Source organism: Streptomyces sp. P6-2-1 (assembly GCF_050613165.1).
In the GTDB taxonomy this organism is placed as follows: domain Bacteria; phylum Actinomycetota; class Actinomycetes; order Streptomycetales; family Streptomycetaceae; genus Streptomyces.
Map to the genome: position 1 here is coordinate 3,688,137 of NZ_CP192513.1, position 24,929 is coordinate 3,713,065.

The following is a 24,929-nucleotide window of genomic DNA, read 5'->3' on the forward strand; positions in this document are numbered from 1 at the left end:
CGGTACGCCTCCCAGGCGATGGCCGCCCGGACCCGTAGCGGGACGGCGAGAGGCGGGCACGGTGACCGGAAGCGGAACGACGCCGCCCGGCGGCCAGGACACGGACGACGGGCAGGACCCGGAGGACCGCCCGGACCCGAACGACGGGCAGGACCCGGAGGACCGCCCGGACCCGGACGACCGCCAGGACCCGGACGCGGGCCACAGCGCCGCCGAACGCGCCCAGATCGCCCACCTCAACGCACTCGAACCCCCCCACCGCCACTCCCCGGGCAAGGAGAAGGGCGCCCCCGACCCCACCTGGGCCAAGAACGACAGCACCTCCGTCCAGGACCCCGACCGCCCCCTCGAAGAACCCCTCCCGCAACCCCCGCCCCCGCCCCACCCCATCCCCTCGCGCGATGCCGCCCTCCTCGCCACGGGCCACGAACTCGCCGAGACGGTCACGATGGACGAGGCCCTGCGCGTCACCGCGCGCCTGCGCGACGAACGCGGCTTCGACCTCAACGGCCAGCTCGTCTTCGGCGTCGGCGAGAACTTCCTTGAGGTCGAGGGCCAGTCCGGCTACCGCCCCCCGGGCAGTACGGACGGGGGCCAGCTGCGGATGCCGCTGAGCACCCGCCACCCGGCGACGGAGGTCGCGCACACGGGCCGCGCCGTCTGGCTCGAATCCCCCGAGGAGTACGCGCGGCGCTACCCCGCGATGTGGCGGCTCACCGGACGCCGCGGCCGCGAGGCCTGGGCGTACCTGCCACTCGTGACGGGCGGCAACGTCGAGGGCGTGTGGCTCGCCGCCTTCGGCGCCCCGCGCACCTTCTCCGCCGCCGACCGCGCCCTGCTCCGTACCGCGGCCGCGCTCCTCACCGCCGCACTCGAACGCTCCCGCACGGGCGCCGCCGAACTCGCCCTCTCGCGCGGACTGCGCTCCAGCATGGGCGCCGCCGCGGGCGGCGTCCGTACGGGCCTGAGCGTCGCGAGCAGGTACGTGCCGACCGGCGGCGGGCTCATGGTCGGCGGCGACTGGTACGACGTGATCCAGCTGCCCGGCGGGAAGATCGCCTGCGTCGTCGGGGACGTGCAGGGCCACGACGTGCACGCGGCGGGCCTCATGTCGCAACTGCGCACGGCGGTCCACGCGTACGCGGCCGAGGGCCACGGCCCCGACGCGATCCTCGCCCGCACCTCGCGCTTCCTCGCCGCACTCGACGAGGACCGCTTCGCGACCTGCCTGTACGTGGAGGCCGACCCCGCCACCGGCGTCCTCATGCTCGCCCGCGCGGGCCACCCGCACCCCGTCCTGCGGCTGCCGGACGGTACGTGCCTGATCAAGCACGTACGGGGCGGACTCCCCCTCGGCCTGCTCGGCGGCGCCAACGACTACCCCGTCGACCTCATCGAACTCGACCCCGGCGAGATCCTGATGCTCTGCACCGACGGGCTCATCGAGAACGGCGGCGACGACATGTTCACCGGCTGGGTCCGGCTGCGCGACGCGATGACCGAGGCGGACCCCGGCGACCTGGAGGGCATGGCCGACCGCATGCTCGGCAGCATCGAGACCCCCGACCCGGAGACCGCCCCCGCGCACGGCGGCGACGACGTCGCCCTCCTCCTGCTCCGCCGCGACGCCCAGGCCGAGCAGGGCACCGGCGTGGCCCCCGAACGCCGCCTCGTCCTCACCCTGCGCCAGGACCGCCCCGAGGGCCTCGCCGAGGCCCGCGAGGAACTCCGCCTCCTCCTCCACGACTGGGCCCGCCAGGAGCAGGTCGACACCGCGGTCCTCCTCACCTCCGAACTCCTCGGCAACGTCCTCGTCCACACCGACCAGTCCGCCGCACTCGCCGCCCGCCTCCTCGGCCACGCCGGCACCCGCCACCTCCGCGTCGAGGTCACCGACCAGGGCGACGAACTCCCCCACCAACAAGCCCCCGGCGAACTCGCCTCCTCCGGCCGCGGCCTCATCCTCCTCGACCTCCTCGCCTCCGCCTGGGGCGTCCGCCCCGAACCCGAGGGCAAGACCGTCTGGTTCGAACTGGAGGAGGCCGAGGAGGACGACGCGACGAAGGAGAAGGGCGAGGAGGAACTGCTCAAGGAGTGGTGAGGGAAACGAGACGACTGTCCCGGACCGGAGACGACACCTTTCCGACCGATATCGACCGACAGCCGCGTCCGCCCTCCGCCGTGCCCCCACCCGGTTCACACTGTGATGCCGGAAGGAAGTGAGGCCGCCCCCATGAGCAACCCCTACCTCGAAGCGCCCCTCAGGGCACGCATGTACGCGAAGACCTGGCACAAACCGGTCTGGGTCGCCGCCGTCGTGCTTTCCGCGGGCCTGCTGGCCCCGCCCCTCTTCTTCATCGCGGCGAAGAAGAGAGTCGTCCCCCTGGCCGTGCCGGCCCTCTACGCGGCGGTGATCTACGGAACGGCCTTCCTGAGCGATGCCGCCGGCAACCGGGGCAACTGGGCGGGAGGCGTCCTCCTCCTCGCCCTGATCACAGCGGCGGTACACGCCGCGATCCTGGACACGGACTGGAAAACGGCCCGCTGACCCACCTCCCCCCACGTCGAAGGGCCCCACCGAAACCGGTGGGGCCCTTCGACGTATTGCCCGGTGAGAGCAATGGCGGAGGATACGAGATTCGAACTCGTGAGGGGTTGCCCCCAACACGCTTTCCAAGCGTGCGCCCTAGGCCTCTAGGCGAATCCTCCGCAGGAGACATTACATGAGCCGGGGGAGTGCTCGCGAACTCGATCCGCGCCCCGGGGATCGGGTAGGGTGGCGGCCAGCCCCTCACGTGGCGCTATCTGACTGAACTCCCCCAGGGCCGGAAGGCAGCAAGGGTAGGTCGGCTCTGGCGGGTGCGTGGGGGGCGTTGTCGTGTGCGGGGCCGTTTGTCGGTGGGCGCCTATAACCTCGTAGGTGTGTCGTCCCTCGCGCTGTACCGCCGCTACCGTCCCGAGACCTTCGCCGAGGTCATCGGGCAGGAGCATGTCACCGATCCCCTGTCGCAGGCCCTGCGCAACAACAGGGTCAATCACGCGTATCTGTTCAGCGGGCCGCGCGGGTGCGGCAAGACGACCAGCGCCCGCATCCTCGCCCGCTGCCTGAACTGCGAGCAGGGGCCCACGCCCACGCCCTGCGGCGAGTGCCAGTCCTGCAAGGACCTGGCGCGCAACGGCCCCGGGTCCATCGACGTCATCGAGATCGACGCCGCTTCGCACGGCGGCGTGGACGACGCCCGTGACCTGCGCGAGAAGGCGTTCTTCGGGCCTGCGTCGAGCCGGTACAAGATCTACATCATCGACGAGGCGCACATGGTCACCTCGGCGGGCTTCAACGCCCTCCTGAAGGTGGTCGAGGAGCCGCCCGAGCACCTCAAGTTCATCTTCGCGACGACCGAGCCCGAGAAGGTCATCGGGACGATCCGCTCGCGTACGCACCACTACCCCTTCCGGCTCGTGCCGCCGGGGACCCTGCGGGACTACCTCGGCGCGGTCTGCGGGCAGGAACAGGTGCGCGTCGAGGACGGGGTGCTGCCGCTCGTCGTACGGGCCGGGGCCGGGTCCGTGCGCGACTCGATGTCCGTCATGGACCAGCTGCTCGCCGGGGCCGGTGACGACGGTGTGACCTACGCGATGGCGACCTCGCTGCTCGGGTACACGGACGGCTCGCTGCTCGACTCGGTCGTCGACGCCTTCGCCGCCGGGGACGGGGCCGCCGCCTTCGAGGTCGTGGACCGCGTCATCGAGGGCGGCAACGACCCGCGCCGCTTCGTCGCCGACCTCCTGGAGCGGCTGCGCGACCTCGTGATCCTCGCCGCCGTGCCCGACGCGGGGGAGAAGGGACTCATCGACGCGCCCGCCGACGTCGTCGAGCGGATGCAGGCGCAGGCGTCCGTCTTCGGGGCGGCCGAGCTGAGCCGCGCCGCCGACCTCGTCAACGAGGGCCTCACCGAGATGCGCGGCGCCACCTCGCCCCGCCTCCAGCTCGAACTCATCTGCGCGCGGGTCCTCCTGCCCGCCGCGTACGACGACCAGCGCGCCGTGCTGGCCAGGCTCGACCGCCTGGAGCGGTCCGGGCCACCGGCCGCCGCTGCCGCCCCCGCCGCGCCCTTCCCGCAGGCGGCCCCCGCCCCTGTACAACCCCAGGCACAGCCCCAGGCACAGGCGCAGCCCCAGGCTCCCGCGTCCGCTCCCGCCCCGCAGCAGGCCCCCGCCCCCGGCGGCTGGCCCACCGCCGCGGGGCCCGGCTCCGGCGCCCCCGCGCGACGGCCCGGCGGCTGGCCCACCGCCGCGGGGGGCGGCGGAGGTACGCGTGCGAGCGCGCCCGGCGCCCCGCACGCGGGACCGGCACCGGCCCCGCAGCAGGCCCCCGCCGCCCCGCCCCCCGGCAGCGGCCTCGACCCGCGCGCGCTGTGGCCCGAGATCCTGGAGACGGTGAAGAACACGCGCCGCTTCACCTGGATGCTGCTGAGCCAGAACGCGCAGGTCGCCGGCTTCGACGGGACGACCTTGCAGATCGGCTTCGTCAACGCCGGGGCCAGGGACAACTTCCTCAACGGCAACAATGAGGACGTGCTCAAGCAGGCGCTCCAGAGCCGCTTCCAGGTCAGCTGGAAGATCGAGGCCGTCGTCGACTCGCCGGGCGGTGGTGGCGGGGGAGCGCCCCAGGCACCGCCGTCGCCGGGCGGCGGCGGGTACGGGGGCTACGGGGCCCCCGCCGCGCCCGCGCCGAGCCCGGCCCCCGCGCCGTCCCCCGGCGGAGCCCCCGCGGCCCCCGGCGGCCGCCCCGCCCCGCCGCAGGCCCAGGCGCGCCCCGCGCCCGCCCCCTCCGTACCGGCCCCCGCACCCGAGCCGCGCCCCGCCGCCGCTCCCGCGCGCCCGCCCGTGGCGCCCGAGGACGACATGCCGGCCGCCGACGACCCCGACCTCGTCGAGAGCGCACTCAGCGGGTACGAGCTGATCGTGCGGGAGCTGGGGGCGACGGTCCTGGACGAGTACGACAACGACACGGCGCCGCACTGAGCACGGGGCGGCCGGGCCGGGGCCGTGCGAACGCCCGTTAGGGTGAGCCGTGTGAAGGTCCTCGTCATCGGAAACGGCGCCCGCGAACACGCCCTGTGCCGGTCTCTCTCGCTCGACCCCGCCGTCGAAGCCCTGTACTGCGCGCCCGGCAACGCCGGGATCGCCGAGGTCGCCGAGGTGCGGCCCGTCGACGCCGTGGACGGGGCCGATGTCGTGCGCCTCGCCAAGGAGACGGGGGCCGATCTCGTCGTCGTGGGGCCCGAGGCCCCGCTTGTCGCCGGGGTCGCCGACGCCGTGCGCGAGGCGGGCGTCGCCTGCTTCGGGCCCGGGCGCGAGGCCGCCGCGCTGGAGGGCTCGAAGGCGTTCGCGAAGGACGTCATGGCCGCCGCGCAGGTGCCGACCGCGCGCGCCTACGTGTGCACGACCCCGGAGGAGATCGACGCCGCGCTCGACGCCTTCGGCGCCCCGTACGTCGTGAAGGACGACGGGCTCGCCGCCGGAAAGGGCGTCGTCGTCACGGAGGACAGGGCGGCGGCGCGCGCGCACGCGCTCGCCTGCGGGCGGGTCGTCATCGAGGAGTTCCTCGACGGGCCCGAGGTCTCGCTCTTCGCTGTCACGGACGGCACGACCGTCGTGCCGCTCCAGCCCGCGCAGGACTTCAAGCGCGCGCTCGACGGCGACGAAGGCCCCAACACGGGCGGCATGGGCGCGTACTCGCCGCTGCCGTGGGCCGAAGCGGGCCTCGTCGATGAGGTGCTGCGCACGGTGCTCCAGCCGACCGTCGACGAACTGCGGCGCCGCGGCACGCCGTTCAGCGGGCTGCTGTACGCGGGGCTCGCGCTCACCTCGCGCGGCGTGCGCGTCATCGAGTTCAACGCGCGCTTCGGCGACCCCGAGACGCAGGTCGTCCTCGCGCGCCTGCGCACCCCGCTCTCGGGGCTCCTCGCCGCCTCGGCGCGCGGCGAGCTGGCGACCCTGGAGCCGCTGCGGTGGAGTGAGGACGCGGCCGTCACGGTCGTCGTCGCCTCCGCGAACTACCCGGCCACGCCCCGTACGGGCGATGTGATCACGGGGCTCGACGAGGTCGCGGCGAAGGACGCCCCGGACGCGTACGTCCTGCACGCGGGCACGCGCCGTGAGGGTGAGGACGTCGTGAGCGCCGGGGGCCGCGTGCTCTCGGTGACGGCGACGGGCGCCGACCTGACGGTGGCGCGCGAGCGCGCGTACGCGGCGGTGGCGCGGATCGGGCTCGCGGGCTCGCAGCACCGCGGGGACATCGCTGAGCGGGCGGCGCGGGACGCGGTGACGGCCGGCTGAGCACCCGTACCCGGTCGCCCGTACCCGGTCGGCTGCGCGCCCGTACCTGGTCGGCCGGTCGCCCGTACGACAGCGGGGCCCCGTACGACGGCCGAGTTCTCGTACGTCGGTCGGGCGGGCCCGTACGGCGGTCTGATCATCGCCCCGGGGGCCCGTCCGCGTCCGTCCTCGCGCACACGTGCGGACCCCGGGGCGCCCGCTTGTCAGCACCTTTACCCAGAGCCATTCCATCGAGTGATCGAAGCCGTATACGGCTGACGACGGCGCGCGCCCCCACTAGGGTGCGGCGCACGTGCTCCACCGCTGGTGTGCCCGTGAACAGCGGGCCGCACGAGCGGGCTGCGGCACTTGGCCCACCGGCATTGCGATGTCGGGGGCCGGTGTCACAGTGGGGGATGTGAGCGACGCCGGAAAGCGCGACGGACTGCGGTCCGTCGCAGATCAGCGCGGGAAGCAAGCGACGAGGCAGAAACGGACCGGGCACCAGCACGGGTGCGCGGCCCGTCGGTGCAGGCCGGGCCCGCGGGGGTCCGGCGGGCACCAGGGGTAGGGGGTCGGCAGGTCGTGTCGTCGGGTACGGGTGTGGAGGTGGGCGCGCTCGCCGCGCGGTCCAGGGCCGCCGCGGTGCTGCGGGTCAGGTCGGCGGCGACCGCGCTCGCGGTGCTGCCCGCGGCGTGCGCGGCCGTGCTGTGGGCGGGCGCGGCGGGCGGGCAGCTGGACGGTACGGGGTGGGAAGCGGCCAGGGTGTGGGTCGCGGTGCTCGCCGTGCTCGCGCTCGGCGTCGCCGGGTCGACCGCGCTGCTCATCGCGCGCGCCGCGCCCGCCGAGTCCCCCGCCGTCCCCGTCGAGGAGCGCGCGGCGCCCGCGCTGTACCACCTGGTGCACGAACTGGCGGAGCGGCTCGGGGTCCCCGCGCCCGCCGCGATAGCGCTCACGCCCGACTGCGACAGCTGGCTGGAGGAGCGCGGCACGGCGCCGGGGGCGCGCGCCCAGGTCCTCGTGATCGGCTCGCCCTTCCTGTGGTGGCTGCGCGTCGCCGAACTGCGGGCGCTGCTCGCGCCGGTGGTGGCGGGTACGGGGCCCGCCGCCGAGCCCACGACGGCGCAGGCGCGCAGGTTCGTACGCGGCCTGGACGCCGCGCTCGCGACGGCGGGGCCACGGGCGCCGCTGACCCGCAGGCTGCTCCTCGCCGTGCCCGCCCGCCTCGCCCGGCTGCTGCTCGTCCGGTGCAGGGGCGCGGCCGCGGAGATGGAGCAGTACGTGGCGGCGGCGTGCGCCGAGCGGGCCAGGAAGGTCGACTACGGGCCGCGGATCGCCGCGCAGGAGCAGGTGGGGCTCGCGTACGCGGGCTGGGACCGGCTGCTGAGCCGGGTCGCCGTGCCCGCGTGGCGGCTCGGGCTGTGGCCCGCGCGGCTCGACGCGGGCGTGGCGGCCGCGCTCGCGGAGCTGTCCCGCAGGGACCGGCTCGCGGCGGACGAGCAGGCGATGCGGCTGACCGAGCCACCGGCGAGCGAGCTGCTTGAGGAGCCCGAACTGGCCGACGAGGCGGCCTCGTTGCTCGCCGCGCGGCTCTTCCACGGGGAGCGGGGCGGCGCGTGGCGGCCGGTGAGCTGGCGCGCGTACCCGCACGAGGTCGTCGAGCGGCTGTGGCGCGCGGACGCCGCGCGGCTCGGCGAGGTGCTGGACGAGGAGGGGCGGCCGCTCACGGTGGCGCGCGTCCTGGAGCACCTGACGGTGAGCGACAGCCCGCCCGAGCGGGTCGGGGTGCTCGCGGGCCGCGCGGGGCGCGAGGGCGGGGTGCGCAGTGTGCCCCGTACGACCGAGTACGCGGCGCGTACCGAGCCCGAGATCTTCCCCGAGACGCCCGAGGAGGAGGCCGACCGCTTCGCGCACCCGCGCGCCGCCGCGCTCGCCGCCGGGCTCGCCGCGCTCCTCGCGCGCGAGGAGACGGGGGACGCGGGAGCGACGCGCACATCGGAGGGGGTCTACGAGGGGGACGGCGGACTGCCGCTCTTCGCGCCGCCGCCGGTACGGAGCGGGGCCGAGGTGCTCGCTGAGCACGTCGCGTCGCTCGTGAGCTGCGCGGCGGTGGACGCGGGCGGGGCCGTGCCGGGCCTGGACTGGCTCGACGGGCCCGTGCTCCTGGTGGACGGGGAGCGGGTGCGGGACCTGGGCGCGCGGGTGCGGAGCCTCGTGGAGGACGGCGACTCGATCCCGCTGCGCCGGTGGCTGGCGCGGGTGGGGGTACGGGTCGGGTAGCGGCGCGGCGGGGGTACGGGGGCGGCGGCGCGGCGCGGGCGGGGCACGGGGCGGCGGCGCGGGGTGCGCGGGTGCGCGGGTGCGGGTTCCTGGCGGGCGGGGGTACGCGGGTGCCGTTGCCCGGGGGGACGGGCGTCCCGCAGAGGGCGGCCGGAGCCGGGTGCGGTGCCGTTTTCCTGGCCCGCGGCGGGACCGCGCGGGATCGTCCCCGGGCCGGGTAACGGCTGGGCGTGTGTGCGGGCTCACCCGAACGGGGAACTCCGTTTCCGCGCGCGGGCCCCGTCGCTACCAGGCAGAAGCGGTTCTGCACGGTGTCGGGCGAGGGGCCGTTGGCGGGGATTCGGGGGGAACAGTGACGGTGTGCGTGCTTAGTGTGATGTGCTGGCTTCCGCCCCCGCGAGCAGGGGGCACGGGACCGGGATTCGGGGGACGAGGGAGGGGCGGCGATGGGGGCGGAACGCGGGAAGGGCCGGTGGGAGTCGGGGGCGGTCGCGCACGCGGCCACGGACCCCTTCGGACAGGGCCCGTTGCCCTGGCTGCGCGCGAGCGAGACGTACTTCGACGACACGGGCAAGGTCGTCCCCTGGTACGTCGAGCACGCTCCGGCGCCCGGCGCCGAACTGCGCATGCCGAGGCCGCGCCGCGAGGAGGGCTCGCCCCGTTCGTCGGACGACGTGCACCAGCAGATCAAGGGCTTCACCTCGACGGGCGCCGCCGCCCCTGGCGAGTCGATCGACTTCCACGTCACGGTCAACCCGCCGCAGCCGTACTCCATCGACTTCTACCGCATCGGCCACTACGCCGGAGCAGGTGCCAGCAAGATCGCCTCGACGCCCCGGCTCCAGGGCCTCACGCAGCCCGCCCCGCTCCTCGCCGACCGCACGATCTCCTGCCACCACTGGTGGCGCACGTGGCGGCAGCAGATCCCCTCGTACTGGAAACCGGGCGCGTACGTCGCCGTCCTCACGACGCATGACGGGCACCGCTCGCACATCCCGTTCACGGTGCGCGACAGCGAGCCCGCCGACCTGCTCCTGCTGCTCCCCGACGTGACCTGGCAGGCGTACAACCTCTACCCGGAGGACGGCCGCACGGGCGCGAGTCTCTATCACGCCTGGGACGAGGACGGAAAGCTCCTGAACGAGGAGGACGCGGCGATCACCGTGTCCTTCGACCGTCCCTACGCGGGCGCGGGCCTCCCGCTGCACGTGGGCCACGCCTACGACTTCATCCGCTGGGCGGAGCGCTACGGCTACGACCTCGCCTACGCCGACGCCCGCGACCTGCACGCGGGCCGCGTCGACCCGACCCGCTACCGGGGCCTCGTCTTCCCCGGCCACGACGAGTACTGGTCGGTCCCGATGCGCCGCACGACCGTGCGCGCGAAGGAGGCGGGCACCTCGCTCGTCTTCCTCTCCGCGAACACGATGTACTGGCAGGTCGAGCTGAGCGCCTCCGCGTCCGGCGTCCCCGACCGGCTCCTGACCTGCCGCAAGCGGCGCGGTCCCGGGCGCGCGACGCTGTGGCGCGAGGTGGACAGGCCCGAGCAGGAACTCCTGGGCATCCAGTACGCGGGCCGCGTCCCGGAACCGGCGCCGCTCGTCGTCCGGCACGCGGACCACTGGCTGTGGGAGGCGACGGGGGCGTACGAGGGCGACGAACTCCCCGGCCTCGTCGCCGGGGAGGCCGACCGCTACTTCCCGCGCACGCAGCTGCCCCCCTACGAGGACCGGATGCTCCTCGCGCACTCGCCGTACGAGGACCAGGGCGCCGTACGCCACCAGGAGACCTCCCTCTACCGCGCCCCCAGCGGCGCCCTCGTCTTCGCCTCCGGCACCTTCGCCTGGTCCCCGGCACTCGACCGCCCCGGCCACGTCGACACCCGCATCCAACGCGCCACGGCGAACCTCCTCGACCGCATCTGCAAACGCGACTGACCGGCTCCGCCGGGGCGGGGACAGCGGGACCGGCTTCGCCGGGGCGGGTGCGGAGGGGACGGACGGGTGCGCGGGGGCAGGCGTTCGCCGGGGGGAGAGAGACCGGCTTCGGCGGGGCGGAAGGGGGCGGCGTTCGTCGGCTCGGCGGAGCCCCCGCGTGTGGGCCGACGCCCGGGGGCGCGGCTACCGGTACGGGCTCCGCTCCGGCCCCGTACCGCTCCCGCAACCCCGGCCCCCCGGCCCCTCCGGCGCGAGGCCGCGCCGCGCGGCGCCCCACGGCTGGTCGGCCCTGGCTGGGCCGTGCGCGCTCACCCTGCTGTGCCCCGTTCCGCCACGCGCTCCCCCGGCCCGCCGCGCTCCCGTTGCGTCGTGCGTGCCGTCCGTCCCGCGCGGTCGGCCGCGTCCCCGTTTCGCCGTGCGCATCCGGCTCGGCGTGTTCCGTACCCTCGGCCGATGGGCCTTGGCGCCGTCCCTGTCGAGCCTTTCGCGCTCACTCCGTCGTGCGCCGCCTGGTCGTGCGCTCTCGGCCTGGCGCCTCCCCATGCCCACAGCTGTCGGCCTCGTGCTGCCCTCGCTGCGGCTTCCCCGCCCTCCGGGCCTGCGGCGCCCTGTCCTGCGGCGCTCGGGGCCTGCCGCGCCCCGTCCCCCCGCGCCTCGTCCCCCCGCGCCTCGTCCCCCCGCGCCTCGTCCTGCCGCGCCTCGTCCTGCCGCGCCTCGTCCCGCCGCGCTGGCGAGCCGCGCTCCCCGCCTGCCGCGCCCCGTCCTGCCGCGCTCCGGACCCGCCGCGCCTCCTGCCCGCCGCCCCCCTGCCTCGCCTTGCGGGGTGCCTGGCCTGTCCGGAATGTGCGTTTTGGGGTGGCGGCCGTGGCCTCCTCGCTGCGCCCCCGGGACCCTGCGGCGTCGCGTGGTGCTCGCGTACGGGACAATCGGGTGCATTGGACGGAAGCACATGGAGGAACCGTGTCCGGATTCGTCGAAAAGCCCGAGCCCGTACAGGTGCCGGGGCTGGTGCATGTGCACACCGGCAAGGTGCGCGACCTCTACCAGAACGAGGCCGGCGAGCTGGTGATGGTCGCGAGCGACCGCCTGTCCGCCTATGACTGGGTGCTGCCCAGCGAGATCCCTGACAAGGGGCGCGTACTCACGCAGCTCTCGCTGTGGTGGTTCGACCAGCTCGCCGACCTCGTCCCGAACCATGTCCTGTCGACGAAGCTGCCCGAGGGCGCTCCGGACTCGTGGGCCGGGCGCACGCTGGTCTGCCGCTCCCTCAACATGATCCCGGTCGAGGCCGTCGCCCGCGGCTACCTCACAGGCTCGGGGCTCGTCGAGTACAACGAGTCCCGCACGGTGTGCGGGCTGGCGCTCCCCGAGGGCCTGGCGGACGGCTCCGAGCTGCCCGGCCCGATCTTCACCCCGGCGACGAAGGCCGAGGTCGGCGAGCACGACGAGAACGTGAGCTACGAGGAGGTCGCCCGCCGCATCGGCGCCGAGACCGCCGCGCAGCTCCGGCAGACGACCCTCGCGGTCTACGCCCGGGGCCGGGACATCGCCCGCGAGCGCGGGATCATCCTCGCCGACACGAAGTTCGAGTTCGGTTTCGACGGTGGCGAACTCGTCCTCGCCGACGAGGTCCTGACCCCCGACTCCTCGCGCTTCTGGCCGGCCGAGTCCTGGGAGCCCGGCCACGCCCAGCCCTCCTTCGACAAGCAGTTCGTCCGCGACTGGCTCACCTCTCCCGCCTCCGGCTGGGACCGCAAGAGCGAGCAGCCGCCGCCGGAGCTGCCCGCCGAGGTCGTGGAGCGGACCCGGGCGAAGTACATCGAGGCGTACGAGAAGCTGACGGGCGTCCGCTGGGGCTGAGCCGACGGGCGGAACGAGGCGGGGTGATGTTTCACGTGAAACATCGCCCCGCGCCCGTACGCACCTCTGGGGATGTTTCACGTGAAACATCACCCGGCACCGCTCCCGGACCGGCACACGAAAAAGGCCCCCCGTTTCCGGAGGGCCTTTCGCTGAGCGGACGACCAGGTTCGAACTGGCGACCTCAACCTTGGCAAGGTTGCGCTCTACCAACTGAGCTACGTCCGCACCGCGCTTCTTCGCCGCCTTCGCGGTGTTCAGCGCGTGCGACCACTATACCCAACCCCGGGAGCGGGCCGTACGCACGGCGGAGTGACGGTTCTCCGCCCCGAGCTTGGTCACGGCGGAGGAGAGGTAGTTGCGGACGGTGCCGGGGGAGAGGCCCGCGCGCTGGGCGATCTCGGCGACCGGGGCGCCGTCGGCGGCGTACTCCAGGACCTCGGCCTCACGGGCGCTGAGCGGGGAGTCCCCGGCGGCGATCGCGTCGGCGGCCAACTCCGGGTCGACGTAACGGCTTCCCGCATGGACGGTACGGATGATCTCGGCGAGCCGCTGCGCGCTCACGGTCTTCGGCACGAAGCCGCGCACCCCCGCCTCCAGGGCCCGCTTGAGGTGCCCGGGTCTGCCGTGGCTCGTCACGATGAGGCAGCGGCAGGCGGGCAGTTCGCTCCGCAGGGCTGTGGCCACACTCACACCGTCCCCGTCGGGCATCTGGAGATCGAGAACGGCGACGTCGGGAGTACGAGCCCGGGCCATCGCGAGGGCCTCCGCGCCCGAGGCGGCCTCAGCCACGACTTCGAGATCGCCCTCCAGGGCGAGCAGGGCCGCGAGCGCGCCCCGGATGAGGTGTTCGTCATCGGCGAGCAGCACGCGGACCCGGGGGGCGGCTGCGGGCGCGGGTGCGGGCTCGGTGGTCACGGGCGGTTTCCTCCGGGAGCTGCGTCGGGAACGGGCGGGAGCGGTACGTGGGCGGCGAGCCGGAAGCGACCGGGTGCCGTGGGGCCCGCTTCGAGCGTGCCGTCGACGGACGCGAGGCGCTCGCGGAGCCCGGCGAGCCCGGAGCCGCCCCGCGTGGGGCTCGGCGTCTCGGGGGCGCCGTCGTTCTCGACGGTGAGGCTCGTGCCGGTACGGCTCGTGGCGAGCGTGATGGAGCAGTGGCGGGCGTCCCCGTGGCGCAGGACGTTCGTCGCGGCCTCACGGACGACCCAGGCGAGGGCGGCCTGCACGGGCGGGGCGAGGGACTGGATGTCCCCCGCCGCGGTCGCGCAGTCGATCCCCGCGGCCTCCAGGACGCTGCGCGCGCCGAGGAGTTCCGCGCCGAGGTCGATGCCCCGGTAGCCGCGTACGACTTCGCGCACCTCGCGCTGGGAGCGCTGGGCGATCTCCTGGACCTCCGCCATCTGCGCCGCGGCGTCCTCGGTGCGGTCGCGGCGGGCGAGCTGGACGGCGAGTTCGCTCTTGAGGGCGATGGTGGCGAGGTTGCGACCGAGTACGTCGTGGAGGTCGCGGCCGAAGCGGAGGCGTTCCTCGGCGACGGCGAGCCGGGACTCGGTCTCCTTGGCGCGCTCGACCTTCTCCTTCGCCTTCTCGATCTCCTGGCGCGCGTACTCGATGTCCCAGGTGCGGGCGAGTGACCAGCCGGAAGGACGGCAGATGACGAGGGCGAGGAGCGCCGAGCACGGGACGATGATCGCGAGGACCGCGCTCGGGGTGCCCTCGGAGTCGGCGAGGAGCGCGGCGGCGGAGAGCAGCGCGGTGCCGCCGACGACGGCGAGGAGGAAACGAGGGACGGGGACGCGGAGGGCGAGGACGGCGTAGACGGGGTTGACGAAGAACATCACCGCCGTGACGAGCGCCTGCGTGTCGACCGTGCCGGTGCCGAGGCAGACGAGGTAGAGCCCCGCGGTGAGCGCGGTGAGGGCGAGGAGCCGCCACGCGGCCGGAGTGTTCAGCGCCTCCGTCCTGCCGAGATAGCGGTCGAGGGCGTCGAGGAGGGCGGAGCGGGTGGCGGCGCAGACGGCGAGCGAGGCGAGGAGCAGCATCGAGCGGAGCGCGATGTCGCCGCCGTCGCCGCTCGGGAAGTGCTGGAGGAGATCGGGCAGGACCCAGCCGGCGAAGAACGCCCAGACGTAACGGCTGAGCGTGGCACGCGTGTAGGAGTCGAGCTGCTGGACGGGGCGGTGGCCCTTGGCCAACGACGTGGGCCGCCAGGAGAAGCGTTCCAGGCGCGCGAAACGGGACTCGGGAACGGGCCCGGAGGCGTCGGCCCCCGATTCCCCCGCCCCCGGCTCCGCACCGGGCGCCGCCTTCCCGGCAGGCGCGGCGGGCACCGCGCCCCCCGAGGCCGCCGCGACCACCACACCCCCGTCCGCCCAGGCGGACACCGAGCCCCCGTCCGCCCCGGTGGGTGCCGAGCCCCCGGTTGCCTCCGCGGGCACCGCCTCCCCCGGCCCGGCAGGAACCGAGCCCCTGGTGGGCACCGCCTCACCGGACGGCGCGGGCACCACGGCTGTCGCCGTCGTGGTCTCCTCGTGGCTGCCGCTCAACGGTCGCCCCTTCCTGTCCCTGTCCCGTCGCTGTTCCGGTCGCTCTCTCTATGGTGCGGGTCGGCCCGCGCTCAGCGCCTCGGCTCCCAGCGGAACCAGCGGCGGACGCCGTAGGCGGCGAAGGCGGCCCAGGCGAGACCCGTGACGATGGCCAGGAGGGTGTCACCGCCGTCCATGTTGCCCGCCCAGCCGCCGCGCAGGAGCGAGAGCGTCGGTGTGAAGGGCAGGAAGTGGGCGATGGTCGCGAGGGTGTCGGGCATGACGTCGAGGGGGACGCTGACGCCCGAGCCGATCATGGTGAGGAGGATGAGCGGCATGGCCGTGACGGCCGCGGTCTCGCTCGTGCGGCTGAGCGTCGCGGTGAGCGCCGCGAGCCCGATGGCCACGACGATGCCGATGAGCGCGCCGAGCACCGCGAGTGCCGGATTCGCGGGCATGCCGGGCTGCACGAGCACGGTGAACCCCACGATGACCACGGCCCACTGCACGAGACACGTCACGACGGCGGGCAGTGCCGAGCCGACGAGGATCTCGTGGTCGCGCACCTCGCCCGTGCGCAGCCGCTTGAGCACCAGCTCCTCGCGCCGCGTCACGTACGTACCGACGAGGGTCGAGTAGACGGCGAAGAGGAGGGAGAGGCCCAGCGCGGCCGGGAGGAGCACGGTGCCGATGTCGAGCCCCGTGCCGCTCAGGTCCATCGAGTCGACGGCGTTCTTGAGGCTGAACGGGACGACGAACGGTACGAAGAGCGCGGCGAAGAGCGTGCCCTTGCCGCGCAGGAGCAGCGTCGTCTCGGCACGCGCGAGGGCGCCCATGCGGCTGCGCGCGGTCGATGCGGGGCCGGTGGGGGCGAGGGTGCTCATCGGGTGGTCTCCTCTGCGAACGCGGGGGCGGGGGCGGGGACGGCAGGGGCTTCGGTACGGGAGCCGGCCTGCGCGGCGATCCGCAGGAACGCCTCTTCGAGCGAGGCCGCGCGGATGTCGAGCCCGTCCAGCTCGATGTTCTCGGCGCGCGCCCACAGCAGCAGCTCCGTCGCCGCGTACTGGAGCCGGTGGGTGCGCAGGCGCACGGTCCTGCCGTCCGCGTCGAGGAGGGCGGCGCGCAGCGAGGCGGCGTCGTCGGGCGGCGCGAGCCGGTCCGCGCGGGCCCCGGCGGGCTCGGCCCACAGGCGGGCGAGCGGGGGCAGGTCCTCGGGGCGGTGGCTCGCGGGGAGCCGGAAGGAGATCCGCGAGGGCTGGCTCGCGAGGACCTCGTCGACGGTCCCCGCCACGTTGATGCGGCCCGCGTGGAGGATCGCGAGCCGGTCGGCCAGTTCCTCGGCCTCCTCCAGGTAGTGCGTCGTGAGGAGCACGGTGGTGCCCTCGGCGCGCAGCGCGCGGACGAGGTCCCAGGTGGCGCGGCGGCCCTCGGCGTCGAGCCCGGTCGTCGGCTCGTCGAGGAAGAGGATCTCGGGGCGGCCGAGGAGGGCGCTCGCGAGGTCGAGGCGGCGCCGTTCGCCGCCGGAGAGCTGCTTGACGCGGACGGCACGGCGCCCCAGGAGCCCGACGAGTTCGAGCGCTTCGTCGGCGGGGCGGGACCCGCTCGTGCAGGCCGCCCACATCCGTACCGTCTCGGCGACGGTCAGTTCGGAGGGGAAGCCGCCCTCCTGGAGCATGACGCCGGTGCGGGGGCGGATCGCGGCCCGCTCGCGGTAGGGGTCGTGGCCGAAGACGCGGATGCTGCCGCTCGTGGGCCTGGCCAGTCCTTCGAGGAGTTCGACCGTGGACGTCTTGCCCGCGCCGTTCGTCCCGAGCAGGGCGAAGAGTTCGCCTCGGTCCACGTGGAAGGTGATCCCGCCGACCGCTTCGAACCCGCCCCCGTAGACCCGGCGCAGGTCAGTCACGTCGATGACTCGCGTGGTGTCTTTCGCGCTGTTCATGCTTCGAGTCTTCCCGGGTCCGGGGCTCCGGGGCAGTGCGCGGTGTCACGAAGGCGGATGACAGATGTCATCCCGCACGGGCACACGAAAAAGGCCCTCCGTTTCCGGAGGGCCTTTCGCTGAGCGGACGACCAGGTTCGAACTGGCGACCTCAACCTTGGCAAGGTTGCGCTCTACCAACTGAGCTACGTCCGCAGATGCTCCCACGACTCGCGTCGTGCGGGGCGGTGACCACCCTACCTCACGGTCGAGCGGTACAGAGCGGGTGACAGGAATCGCACACTGCGCCTCCCCCTTGGAAAGGGGGTGTTCTACTACTGAACTACACCCGCGCGGCTCCGGGTTCCGGCCTTTCGGCCCGTTCCCTTCGGCGTGCTCCAGACTTTAGCCGATCACCCGGGGTGGAGTGCAAATCGGGGGCGACGGGCCGTCAGGGCCCGCGCCCCCGTGCTCGCCTCAGTTGGCCGCCTCGAACTCCTCAAGGACCTTCTTCGGGATGCGCCCGCGCTGCGGCACGTCCATCTGGTGGGACCTGGCCCAGGCGCGGACCGCGGCGGGGTCGGCCGCCACGGAGGTGCGCCGGTAGGCGCGGCCCGATGAGGAGCGTTTGCGGCCTGCGGCCACGAAGGGCTCCAGCGCCTTGCGCAGTTTCTCCGCGTTGGCCTGGCTGAGGTCGATCTCGTACGACTTGCCGTCGAGCCCGAAAGTGACGGTTTCCGCCGCTTCCTTGCCGTCGGTGTCGTCGTAAAGCGTGACCACGACACGCTGCGCCACGAATATCGGTCCTTTCGTCGGCGGCTCCCGCCGCCCGACCTGTACGCGGCCGGAGTTCCGCGCTCCCGGTCGGGGCGCGGCCCTGTGCACACGGTGGCGCGCACGGGATCATGCGTGCCCGTACACACTTTTACCGAATGTCTTTTCCCGGCCGATTCCTTTTTACAGGCCGGGGTGCGGAGTGGGGAAGTCCTTAAGGAGTTCTGCCGCGTGTTCCGGCGGCTGTTCCCGGCGCGCGCGTACGCATTGCCGCCCCCTATATGCGGGCGGATTTTCCGGGACCGGCGACTTCGCGTGTGAGTACCGCCACAGATCCGCAGGTGCGGGCCCCCGGACCCGTGGTGGAGGCTGCTACTCCCCGTAAGTGATCCACTTCCGTTCTACCCGCGTAGAAATTCCGGCCCGGTACGCTGAACGGACAAGCTCAACGAAGCACCACACACCGGGAGTGCCCGTGGCACGCGTCGTAGTCGACGTCATGCTCAAGCCGGAGATCCTCGACCCCCAGGGGCAGGCGGTGCAGCGTGCACTGCCGCGCCTCGGTTTCGACGGGATCGCCGACGTGCGTCAGGGAAAGCGATTCGAGCTCGAAGTGGACGGCGAGGTGGACGACGCCGTCCTCGCGCGGGTCCACGAGATGGCCGAGACCTTCCTCGCCAACACCGTCATCGAGGACTTCGTCGTAAAGGTGGAATCGTGACGGCACGTATTGGGGTCGTCACTTTTCCCGGCACCCTTGATGACCGTGACACGCAGCGCGCGGTACGGATCGCGGGCGCGGAAGCCGTTCCGCTGTGGCACCGCGACAAGGACCTGAAGCAGGTCGACGCCGTGGTCCTGCCCGGGGGATTCAGCTACGGCGACTATCTGCGCGCGGGCGCGATCTCGCGGTTCTCGCCGGTCATGGAATCCGTGATCGCCGAGGCGAAGTCCGGAATGCCTGTCCTCGGTATCTGCAACGGATTCCAGGTCCTCACCGAGGCGCACCTGCTGCCCGGCGCGATGCTCCAGAACGACCGTATGCGTTTCGTCTGCCGCGAGCAGAAGCTCCGCGTGGAGAACGCGGGCACCGCGTGGACCACCGAGTTCACCGCGGGTCAGGAGATCCGTATTCCGCTCAAGAACATGGACGGCCGCTACACGGCCGACGAGCGCACCCTGGACGCCCTGGAGGCCGAGGGCCGGGTCGTCTTCCGGTACGTCGGCACGAACCCGAACGGCTCGCTGCGCGACATCGCGGGCGTGACCAACGAGGCCGGCAACGTCGTGGGCCTCATGCCGCATCCCGAGCACGCCGTGGAACCGCTCATCGGCAGCGGCGGCACGGACGGCCTCGGGTTCTTCACCTCGATCCTGAGGAAGCTGGTGTCCGCATGAGCCCCACGAATCCCCGCCTGGACACCGTCGAGAACGCGGCAGCGACCCCGGACACGCCGCTGCCCTGGAAGGAACTCGGCCTCAAGGAGGACGAGTACCTCAGGGTCCGCGAGATCCTGGGCCGCAGGCCCACGGGCGCCGAGCTGGCGATGTACTCGGTGATGTGGTCGGAGCACTGCTCGTACAAGAGCAGCAAGATCCACCTCAAGCAGTTCGGCGACAAGGCCCCGCACTCGGACGCGATGCTCGTCGGGATCGGCGAGAACGCCGGGGTCGTCGACGTCGGCCAGGGGTACGCGGTGACCTTCAAGGTCGAGTCGCACAACCACCCCTCCTACGTCGAGCCCTACCAGGGCGCCGCGACCGGCGTCGGCGGCATCGTCCGCGACATCATCGCGATGGGCGCGCGCCCGGTCGCGGTCGTGGACCCGCTGCGCTTCGGCGCGGCCGACCACCCCGACACCAAGCGCGTGCTGCCCGGCGTCGTCGCCGGGATCGGCGGCTACGGGAACTGCCTGGGCCTGCCGAACATCGGCGGCGAGGTCGTCTTCGACGCCTGCTACCAGGGCAACCCGCTCGTCAACGCGGGCGCGGTCGGCGTCATGCGGCACGAGGACATCCACCTCGCGAAGGCGTCCGGCGCGGGCAACAAGGTCATCCTCTACGGGGCCCGCACCGGCGGCGACGGCATCGGCGGCGCCTCGATCCTCGCCTCGGAGACCTTCGACGCGACGAAGCCGAGCAAGCGCCCGGCCGTCCAGGTGGGCGACCCCTTCCAGGAGAAGCTGCTCATCGAGTGCACGCTCGAAGCCTTCGCCGAGAAGCTCGTGGTCGGCATCCAGGACCTCGGCGCGGCCGGGCTCTCCTGCGCCACGTCCGAGCTGGCGTCGAACGGCTCGGGCGGCATGACGGTCGTCCTCGACGACGTACCGCTGCGCGACTCCACGCTCTCGCCCGAGGAGATCCTCATGAGCGAGTCGCAGGAGCGCATGTGCGCCGTCGTGGAGCCGGAGAAGGTCGAGCGCTTCCTCGCGATCTGCGAGAAGTGGGACGTCATCGCGACGGTCGTCGGCGAGGTCACCGACGGCGACCGCCTGGAGATCTTCTGGCACGGCGAGAAGATCGTGGACGTGGACCCGCGCACCGTCGCCCACGACGGCCCGGTCTACGAGCGCCCCCTCGCGCGCCCCGCGTGGCAGGACGCGCTCCAGGCCGACGACGCGAACAGGCTGCCCCGCCCGGCGGACTCCGCCGCGCTCAAGGAGCAGGTCAAGCAGGTCCTCGGTTCGCCGAACCAGGCGTCGAAGGCGTGGATCACGGACCAGTACGACCGGTACGTGCAGGGCAACACCGTCCTCGCGCAGCCGGAGGACTCCGGCATGATCCGCGTGGACGACGAGAGCGGTCTCGGCGTCGCGCTCGCGACGGACGGCAACGGCCGCTACGCGAAGCTCGACCCGTACACGGGCGCGCAGCTCGCGCTCGCCGAGGCGTACCGCAATGTCGCGACGACGGGCGCGCGCCCGCTCGCCGTCTCGGACTGCCTCAACTTCGGTTCGCCCGAGGACCCGGCAGTGATGTGGCAGTTCTCGGAGGCCGTGCGCGGTCTGGCAGACGGCTGCCAGCAGCTCGGCACCCCGGTGACGGGCGGCAACGTCTCGCTCTACAACCAGACAGGTGACGTGGCGATCCACCCGACGCCCGTCGTCGCCGTCCTCGGCGTCATCGACGACGTGGCGCGGCGTACCCCGGTCGCCTTCACGGAGCAGGGTCAGCTGCTGTACCTCCTCGGTGACACGAAGGAGGAGTTCGGCGGCTCGGCGTGGTCCGAGGTGATCCACGAGCACCTGGGCGGGCTGCCCCCGGCCGTCGACCTGGAGCGCGAGCGGCTGCTCGGCGAGATCCTGATCTCGGCCTCGCGCGACGGCATGATCGACGCGGCGCACGACCTCTCGGACGGTGGCCTCATCACCTCCGTCGTCGAGTCGGCGCTGCTCGGCGGCAACGGCGCGCGTCTCGTCGTGCCCGACGGCCTGGACGCCTTCACGTTCCTCTTCTCGGAGTCGGCGGGCCGCGCGGTCGTCGCCGTGCCGAGGAGCGAGGAACTGCGCTTCACCGACATGTGCGGCGCGCGCGGGCTGCCCGCGACCCGGATCGGGGTCGTGGACGGCGAAGCGGTCGAGGTGCAGGGCGAGTTCGCGCTCTCGCTGCGCGAGCTGCGCGAGATCCACGAGGGTACGGTGCCGGGCCTGCTGGCCTGAGTGCCGTGCGTACGGGGGGAGTCGCGCGCCGAGGCGGTGCGACGGCCCCCCGTACGTGGTCAGCCGACGCCTTCCTGCGTCTGAGCCCCTGTCCGGTCGGAGCGACCGGGTGGGGGCTCAGGCGTGTCCGGGGCCGGGGCGGCCGCCCGGTGCGCGGGCGGCGTCGGGAGGCGCAGGACGAGGACCGTCGCGAGGAGCATGAGGGCCGCGAGGCACGCGAAGACCGTGGCGATGCCGCCCGTGAAGGCGAGCGCCGCTCCGGGGACGGCCGTTGAGGGGTCGTGACCGCGCGCGGCGGCGCCGTCGAGCCCGGTGAGGCGGGTGAGCAGGACGCCGCTGAGGGCCGCGCCCGCCGCGCCGCCGAGTGTCTGGAAGAAGCGGGCGGCCGTCGTCGTGACGCCGAGGAGACCGGCGGGCGCCGAGTCCTGCGCGTACTGCACGAGCTGACCCACCAGCAGGCCGAAACCGCAGCCCAGGACGAAGAGTTCGCCCCGCGTGGCCCAGGCGCCGGTGTGCGCGGTCGAGGTCGCGAGCAGCGCGAGGCCGAGGGCGGCGCCCGTCGTGCCGAGGGCGAGCGGGAAGCGGGTGCGCTGCTTCACGTACCGCTGCGAGAGCAGGCCCGAGACCGTCATTCCCGCAGCCATCGGGAGCAGGAAGAGCCCCGCGCTCGCGGAGTCGAGCCCGCGCGCGACCTGGAGGTACAGCATCACCTGCACGATCGCCGAGGTCAGCCCGATACCGAGGAGGAGCTGCACGGCGAAGCCGAGACGCAGGGCCCTGGGCCTGAACAGGCCCAGCGGGAGCACCGGTTCGGGGGCGGTCGCCTGCCGCCACAGGAACAGCGCGAGCAGGGCGAGAGCCGTCGATGCGAGGGCGAGGGTCTGCGGCGCGAGCCAGGGCCAGCGCCCGCCACCCCATTCGAGCGTGAGCAGGAGTGCCGACGCGAAGGCGGCGGCGAGCGCGGCACCCGCGTAGTCGACGCGGCGGCGCTCGGGGCGGTCGGGCAGGCGTACGACAGCGGCGGCGGTGAGGAGCACGGCGAGGCCGAGGGGCAGGTTGACCCAGAAGATCCAGCGCCAGGAGAGGTGTTCGGTGAGCATCCCGCCGACCCAGGGGCCGAGCGCCATCCCGGCCCCTGCGACGAGCCCGCCGGCTCCGGCGCCCCGGCCGGCGGGCCGAGCGGGAGCGGAGCCGGGGGCGGCACCGGGGGCGGCACCGCTCTCCTCGTCGTGGCGGGCCCGTGCCGAGAGCCGGATCACGACGAGCGTGATGCTCATGAGCCCGCCCCCGCCGACCCCCTGGAGGGCGCGGAACGCGAGGAGCTGCGGCATCGACTGGGCGCAGCCGCACAGCGCGGAGCCGAGCAGGAAGACGCTGAGCGCGCCCAGGAAGACACGCTTGGCGCCGAGCGTGTCGCAGAGCTTCCCGTAGAGGGGGAGCGCGGCCGTGGCGGCGAGCTGGAAGGCGGTGACGAGCCAGGGGACCTTCGCGAGGCCGCCCTCGGGGTCGAGATCGCGGACGAGCGGGACGGCGGCGGCCGAGACGATGTTCGAGTCGAGGACCGCCAGGACGATCGTGACGAGGCAGAGCGCCGTGACGAGGCCGTGGCGGGATGGCGGAGATGGCGGAGGTGGCGGAGGTGGCGGGGATGGCAGGGATGGCGGAGATGGCAGAGGTGGCGGAGATGGCAGAGGTGGCGGAGGTGGCAGAGGTGGCGGAGGTGGCGGGGCTGGCAGGGATGACGGGGATGGCAGGGGTGGCAGAGATGACGGGGGTGGCGGGGCTGGCGGAGATGGCGGGGGTGGCGGAGATGGCAGAGATGACGGGGGTGGCGGGGCTGGCGGAGATGGCAGGGATGGCGGAGATGGCCGGGGTGGCAGGGATGGCGGGGGTGGCGGTGATGGCGTCATGGGGGCTCCTCGGGTGCGACGGGCGTGGGCGAGCGTGGACGGTGCGGGCGGCCGTGGACGGGTGCGGGCGGCCGTGGACGGGCCGATGGGTGTCGACGGGTGCCGATGAGCCGAGGATGACTCACGTTCGTGTACCGAGTCAATATTTCATCTCGGTCAATATAAAGTCGGAGGCTCTCGCGGCAGGGAAACGGCAGGTCCGCCCCCGCGAGGGCCGCTGATACCGTGCGCGGCATGAGCAGCCTGCGGGAGCGGAAGAAGGCGGAGACGCGGCGGAAGCTGCGCGAGGTGGCGCTCGACCTCTTCGCCGAGCGCGGTTTCGAGGCGGTGTCGGTCGCGGAGATCGCGGAGGCGGCCGGGTTCTCGAAGATGACCGTCTTCAACCACTTCGGCAGCAAGGAGGACCTGGTCCTCTCGCCGCTCCAGGAGCACGTCGAGGACGCCGCGCGGGCGGTGCGCGAGCGTGCGCCCGGTGAGTCGGCGGTGGCCGCGCTGCGCCGTACCTACCTCTCGGCGCTCGCGGCGGGCGACGCCTCGCTCGGCGGCAACGACCTGCCGGTCGTGCTGCGCCTCCAGGGGCTCATCGCTTCGACGCCCCCGCTCCTGGCGCGCGTGCTCGTGCTGCGGGTCAGGTCCGAGCGGGCGCTCGCCGCCGAGCTGACGGCGGCGACGGGGGACGAAGCGGGCTCCTCGCTCGTGGCCGCGCAGGTCCTCGCGGTGTGGCACACGCTCGTGGGACGCAACTTCCGCGGGCTGCTGGCCGGGATCGCGGTGGACCGCGTCATCGCCGAGGGCCTCGCGCTCGCCGAGCGGGCGTTCGGGCAACTGGAGGCCGGGATCGGGGACTTCGGGCTCCGTACCGACACGGAGGGCGACGTTCCGCGTACGTGAAGCGCGGGACAGGAGCGGTCCCCGCGTTCTACCGTCCGCGCATGGACTGGCATGACTGGCACCGCGTGTACGACGACCCCGACTCCGTGCTCGCGCGGCGACTGCGGACCGTGCGCGCGCGGATCGCCGACGTGCTCGACGCGGCGCCGCCCGGTGAGATCAGGGCCGTGAGCGTGTGCGCGGGGCAGGGCCACGACCTGCTCGGCGTCCTCGCCGGGCACCCGCGCCGCATGGACGTCCGCGCCCGCCTCGTCGAACTCGACCCGCGCAACGCGGCGGTGGCGCGCGAGGCGGCGGCCGGGCTCGGGCTCGGCGGGCGCGTCGACGTCGTGACGGGCGATGCCGCGCTCGTACGCAATTACGGGGACGTGGCCCCCGCGGCGCTCGTCCTGGTGTGCGGCGTGCTCGGCAACGTGGCGGACGCGGGCATGGAGGAGGCCGTCGACCGGGTGTCCCGGCTCTGCGCGCCCGGCGGCACGCTCGTGTGGACCCGTAACCGCAAGGACCCCGACCGCGTCCCGCGCGTCTGCGCCTGGCTCGAAGCGCGCGGCTTCACGCGCGACAGCCTCTCGACCCCGGACGTCCGCCAGGCGGTCGCGGCCCACCGCCGCACGGGCCCGCCGGTCCCGCTGCCGCCCCCGGACAGCCGCATGTTCACGTTCGTCGGGTATGACGTGCTGGCCGAGCGGGAGAGCCGCTGACGGGCGCCGAACGGGGCGCGCTGATACGGGAGTTGCCCGCCGATGAGGTCATGCCGCGGCGCACGGGGGGCCGGGGGCCGGGTCTCCCGGCCGGACCGCGCGCACCGGCGGGTGCCGCGTGGCGGGTGCCGTCGCGGGTGCCGCGTGGCGGCC

19 protein-coding genes, 4 tRNA genes and 1 other RNA gene are annotated in these 24,929 nt (G+C 73.8%); 14 read left to right on the plus strand and 10 right to left on the minus strand.

Translation table 11 applies throughout. The features are described from left to right. Nucleotides 1-61 precede the first annotated feature (61 nt). On the plus strand, nt 62-2,101 hold the full coding sequence (locus tag ACQYWQ_RS15905; RefSeq protein ID WP_431035347.1) for an ATP-binding SpoIIE family protein phosphatase: 2,040 nt from the start codon (nt 62-64) through the stop codon (nt 2,099-2,101). 132 nt (nt 2,102-2,233) lie between these two features. Next, complete coding sequence (locus ACQYWQ_RS15910) at nt 2,234-2,548, plus strand: hypothetical protein (RefSeq protein WP_431035348.1); 315 nt, start codon at nt 2,234-2,236, stop codon at nt 2,546-2,548. Nucleotides 2,549-2,621: 73 nt separating this feature from the next. Here the strand turns inward: ACQYWQ_RS15910 and ACQYWQ_RS15915 are convergent. Then, nucleotides 2,622-2,709, minus strand: a tRNA-Ser gene (locus tag ACQYWQ_RS15915). A gap of 74 nt (nt 2,710-2,783) precedes the next feature. On the opposite strand from ACQYWQ_RS15915, the gene ffs reads away from it, so the two are divergent. The 6 genes from ffs to ACQYWQ_RS15945 all read left to right on the plus strand — a co-directional run bounded on the left by ffs (nt 2,784) and on the right by ACQYWQ_RS15945 (nt 12,398). Further along, an RNA gene (ffs, locus tag ACQYWQ_RS15920) (signal recognition particle sRNA small type) lies at nt 2,784-2,878 on the plus strand. Between the two features lie 44 nt (nt 2,879-2,922). Next, nucleotides 2,923-5,025 carry a DNA polymerase III subunit gamma and tau gene (locus ACQYWQ_RS15925; protein WP_431035350.1) on the plus strand — a complete coding sequence of 701 codons (2,103 nt, stop codon included), beginning with the start codon at nt 2,923-2,925 and terminating at the stop codon, nt 5,023-5,025. 51 nt (nt 5,026-5,076) lie between these two features. Further along, complete coding sequence (gene purD, locus ACQYWQ_RS15930; protein ID WP_431035352.1) at nt 5,077-6,342, plus strand: phosphoribosylamine--glycine ligase; 1,266 nt, start codon at nt 5,077-5,079, stop codon at nt 6,340-6,342. Nucleotides 6,343-6,906: 564 nt separating this feature from the next. Then, nucleotides 6,907-8,601 (plus strand): hypothetical protein, encoded by a 1,695-nt coding sequence (locus tag ACQYWQ_RS15935; RefSeq protein WP_431035353.1) that lies wholly within the window; start codon nt 6,907-6,909, stop codon nt 8,599-8,601. Nucleotides 8,602-9,047: 446 nt separating this feature from the next. Next, nucleotides 9,048-10,538 (plus strand): N,N-dimethylformamidase beta subunit family domain-containing protein, encoded by a 1,491-nt coding sequence (locus ACQYWQ_RS15940; RefSeq protein ID WP_431035354.1) that lies wholly within the window; start codon nt 9,048-9,050, stop codon nt 10,536-10,538. A 960-nt stretch (nt 10,539-11,498) separates the two neighbouring features. Then, complete coding sequence (locus ACQYWQ_RS15945) at nt 11,499-12,398, plus strand: phosphoribosylaminoimidazolesuccinocarboxamide synthase (protein ID WP_431035355.1); 900 nt, start codon at nt 11,499-11,501, stop codon at nt 12,396-12,398. A gap of 155 nt (nt 12,399-12,553) precedes the next feature. Here the strand turns inward: ACQYWQ_RS15945 and ACQYWQ_RS15950 are convergent. The 8 genes from ACQYWQ_RS15950 to ACQYWQ_RS15985 all read right to left on the minus strand — a co-directional run bounded on the left by ACQYWQ_RS15950 (nt 12,554) and on the right by ACQYWQ_RS15985 (nt 17,636). After that, nucleotides 12,554-12,626 (minus strand) — tRNA-Gly (locus ACQYWQ_RS15950). A 45-nt stretch (nt 12,627-12,671) separates the two neighbouring features. Beyond that, a complete protein-coding gene (locus tag ACQYWQ_RS15955) occupies nt 12,672-13,316 on the minus strand; it encodes a response regulator transcription factor (protein WP_431035356.1) in 645 nt (214 codons plus the stop codon). Continuing rightward, complete coding sequence (locus tag ACQYWQ_RS15960) at nt 13,313-14,944, minus strand: sensor histidine kinase (RefSeq protein WP_431035357.1); 1,632 nt, start codon at nt 14,942-14,944, stop codon at nt 13,313-13,315. The genes ACQYWQ_RS15955 and ACQYWQ_RS15960 overlap by 4 nt, the downstream gene beginning before the upstream one ends. Before the next feature lie 71 nt (nt 14,945-15,015). Then, nucleotides 15,016-15,807 (minus strand): ABC transporter permease, encoded by a 792-nt coding sequence (locus ACQYWQ_RS15965; protein WP_431035358.1) that lies wholly within the window; start codon nt 15,805-15,807, stop codon nt 15,016-15,018. Next, a complete protein-coding gene (locus ACQYWQ_RS15970; RefSeq protein ID WP_431035359.1) occupies nt 15,804-16,862 on the minus strand; it encodes an ABC transporter ATP-binding protein in 1,059 nt (352 codons plus the stop codon). The genes ACQYWQ_RS15965 and ACQYWQ_RS15970 overlap by 4 nt, the downstream gene beginning before the upstream one ends. 122 nt (nt 16,863-16,984) lie before the next feature. Further along, nucleotides 16,985-17,057: transfer RNA gene (locus tag ACQYWQ_RS15975), tRNA-Gly, on the minus strand. A 65-nt stretch (nt 17,058-17,122) separates the two neighbouring features. Next, nucleotides 17,123-17,194 (minus strand) — tRNA-Gly (locus ACQYWQ_RS15980). 124 nt (nt 17,195-17,318) lie between these two features. After that, entirely contained in the window at nt 17,319-17,636 is a 318-nt protein-coding gene (locus ACQYWQ_RS15985; protein ID WP_007824243.1) for a histone-like nucleoid-structuring protein Lsr2, read from the minus strand. Between the two features lie 454 nt (nt 17,637-18,090). On the opposite strand from ACQYWQ_RS15985, the gene purS reads away from it, so the two are divergent. From purS to purL, 3 genes are read left to right on the plus strand one after another with little or no spacing between them, the layout of a single operon-like run. After that, the gene (gene purS / locus ACQYWQ_RS15990; protein ID WP_431035360.1) at nt 18,091-18,336 is read left to right on the plus strand and encodes a phosphoribosylformylglycinamidine synthase subunit PurS; all 246 of its coding nucleotides are present in this window, start codon (nt 18,091-18,093) and stop codon (nt 18,334-18,336) included. Then, on the plus strand, nt 18,333-19,013 hold the full coding sequence (gene purQ, locus ACQYWQ_RS15995) for a phosphoribosylformylglycinamidine synthase subunit PurQ (protein ID WP_431035361.1): 681 nt from the start codon (nt 18,333-18,335) through the stop codon (nt 19,011-19,013). The genes purS and purQ overlap by 4 nt, the downstream gene beginning before the upstream one ends. After that, a complete protein-coding gene (gene purL / locus ACQYWQ_RS16000) occupies nt 19,010-21,274 on the plus strand; it encodes a phosphoribosylformylglycinamidine synthase subunit PurL (RefSeq protein WP_431035362.1) in 2,265 nt (754 codons plus the stop codon). The genes purQ and purL overlap by 4 nt, the downstream gene beginning before the upstream one ends. 59 nt (nt 21,275-21,333) lie before the next feature. Here purL and ACQYWQ_RS16005 read toward each other — a convergent pair whose 3' ends face one another. Next, entirely contained in the window at nt 21,334-22,965 is a 1,632-nt protein-coding gene (locus tag ACQYWQ_RS16005; protein ID WP_431039211.1) for an MFS transporter, read from the minus strand. Between ACQYWQ_RS16005 and ACQYWQ_RS16010 the strand changes: the two genes are divergently transcribed. From ACQYWQ_RS16010 to ACQYWQ_RS16020, 3 genes are read left to right on the plus strand one after another with little or no spacing between them, the layout of a single operon-like run. Beyond that, the gene (locus ACQYWQ_RS16010) at nt 22,887-23,405 is read left to right on the plus strand and encodes a hypothetical protein (protein WP_431039417.1); all 519 of its coding nucleotides are present in this window, start codon (nt 22,887-22,889) and stop codon (nt 23,403-23,405) included. The genes ACQYWQ_RS16005 and ACQYWQ_RS16010 overlap by 79 nt on opposite strands. A 13-nt stretch (nt 23,406-23,418) precedes the next feature. Beyond that, nucleotides 23,419-24,075 (plus strand): TetR/AcrR family transcriptional regulator, encoded by a 657-nt coding sequence (locus tag ACQYWQ_RS16015; RefSeq protein ID WP_431035363.1) that lies wholly within the window; start codon nt 23,419-23,421, stop codon nt 24,073-24,075. A 41-nt stretch (nt 24,076-24,116) separates the two neighbouring features. Continuing rightward, a complete protein-coding gene (locus tag ACQYWQ_RS16020; protein ID WP_431035364.1) occupies nt 24,117-24,776 on the plus strand; it encodes an SAM-dependent methyltransferase in 660 nt (219 codons plus the stop codon). Nucleotides 24,777-24,929: the final 153 nt, after the last annotated feature.

Excerpts from the sequence above, each read along its gene's own strand:
- ACQYWQ_RS16015 (WP_431035363.1), top strand. The coding sequence starts at position 23,419 with ATGAGCAGCCTGCGGGAGCGGAAGAAGGCGGAGACGCGGCGGAAGCTG.
- ACQYWQ_RS15970 (WP_431035359.1), bottom strand. The coding sequence starts at position 16,862 with ATGAACAGCGCGAAAGACACCACGCGAGTCATCGACGTGACTGACCTG.
- ACQYWQ_RS15910 (WP_431035348.1), top strand. The coding sequence starts at position 2,234 with ATGAGCAACCCCTACCTCGAAGCGCCCCTCAGGGCACGCATGTACGCG.
- ACQYWQ_RS15940 (WP_431035354.1), top strand. The coding sequence starts at position 9,048 with ATGGGGGCGGAACGCGGGAAGGGCCGGTGGGAGTCGGGGGCGGTCGCG.
- ACQYWQ_RS16020 (WP_431035364.1), top strand. The coding sequence starts at position 24,117 with ATGGACTGGCATGACTGGCACCGCGTGTACGACGACCCCGACTCCGTG.
- purL (WP_431035362.1), top strand. The coding sequence starts at position 19,010 with ATGAGCCCCACGAATCCCCGCCTGGACACCGTCGAGAACGCGGCAGCG.
- ACQYWQ_RS15965 (WP_431035358.1), bottom strand. The coding sequence starts at position 15,807 with ATGAGCACCCTCGCCCCCACCGGCCCCGCATCGACCGCGCGCAGCCGC.
- ACQYWQ_RS16010 (WP_431039417.1), top strand. The coding sequence starts at position 22,887 with ATGGCGGAGATGGCGGAGGTGGCGGAGGTGGCGGGGATGGCAGGGATG.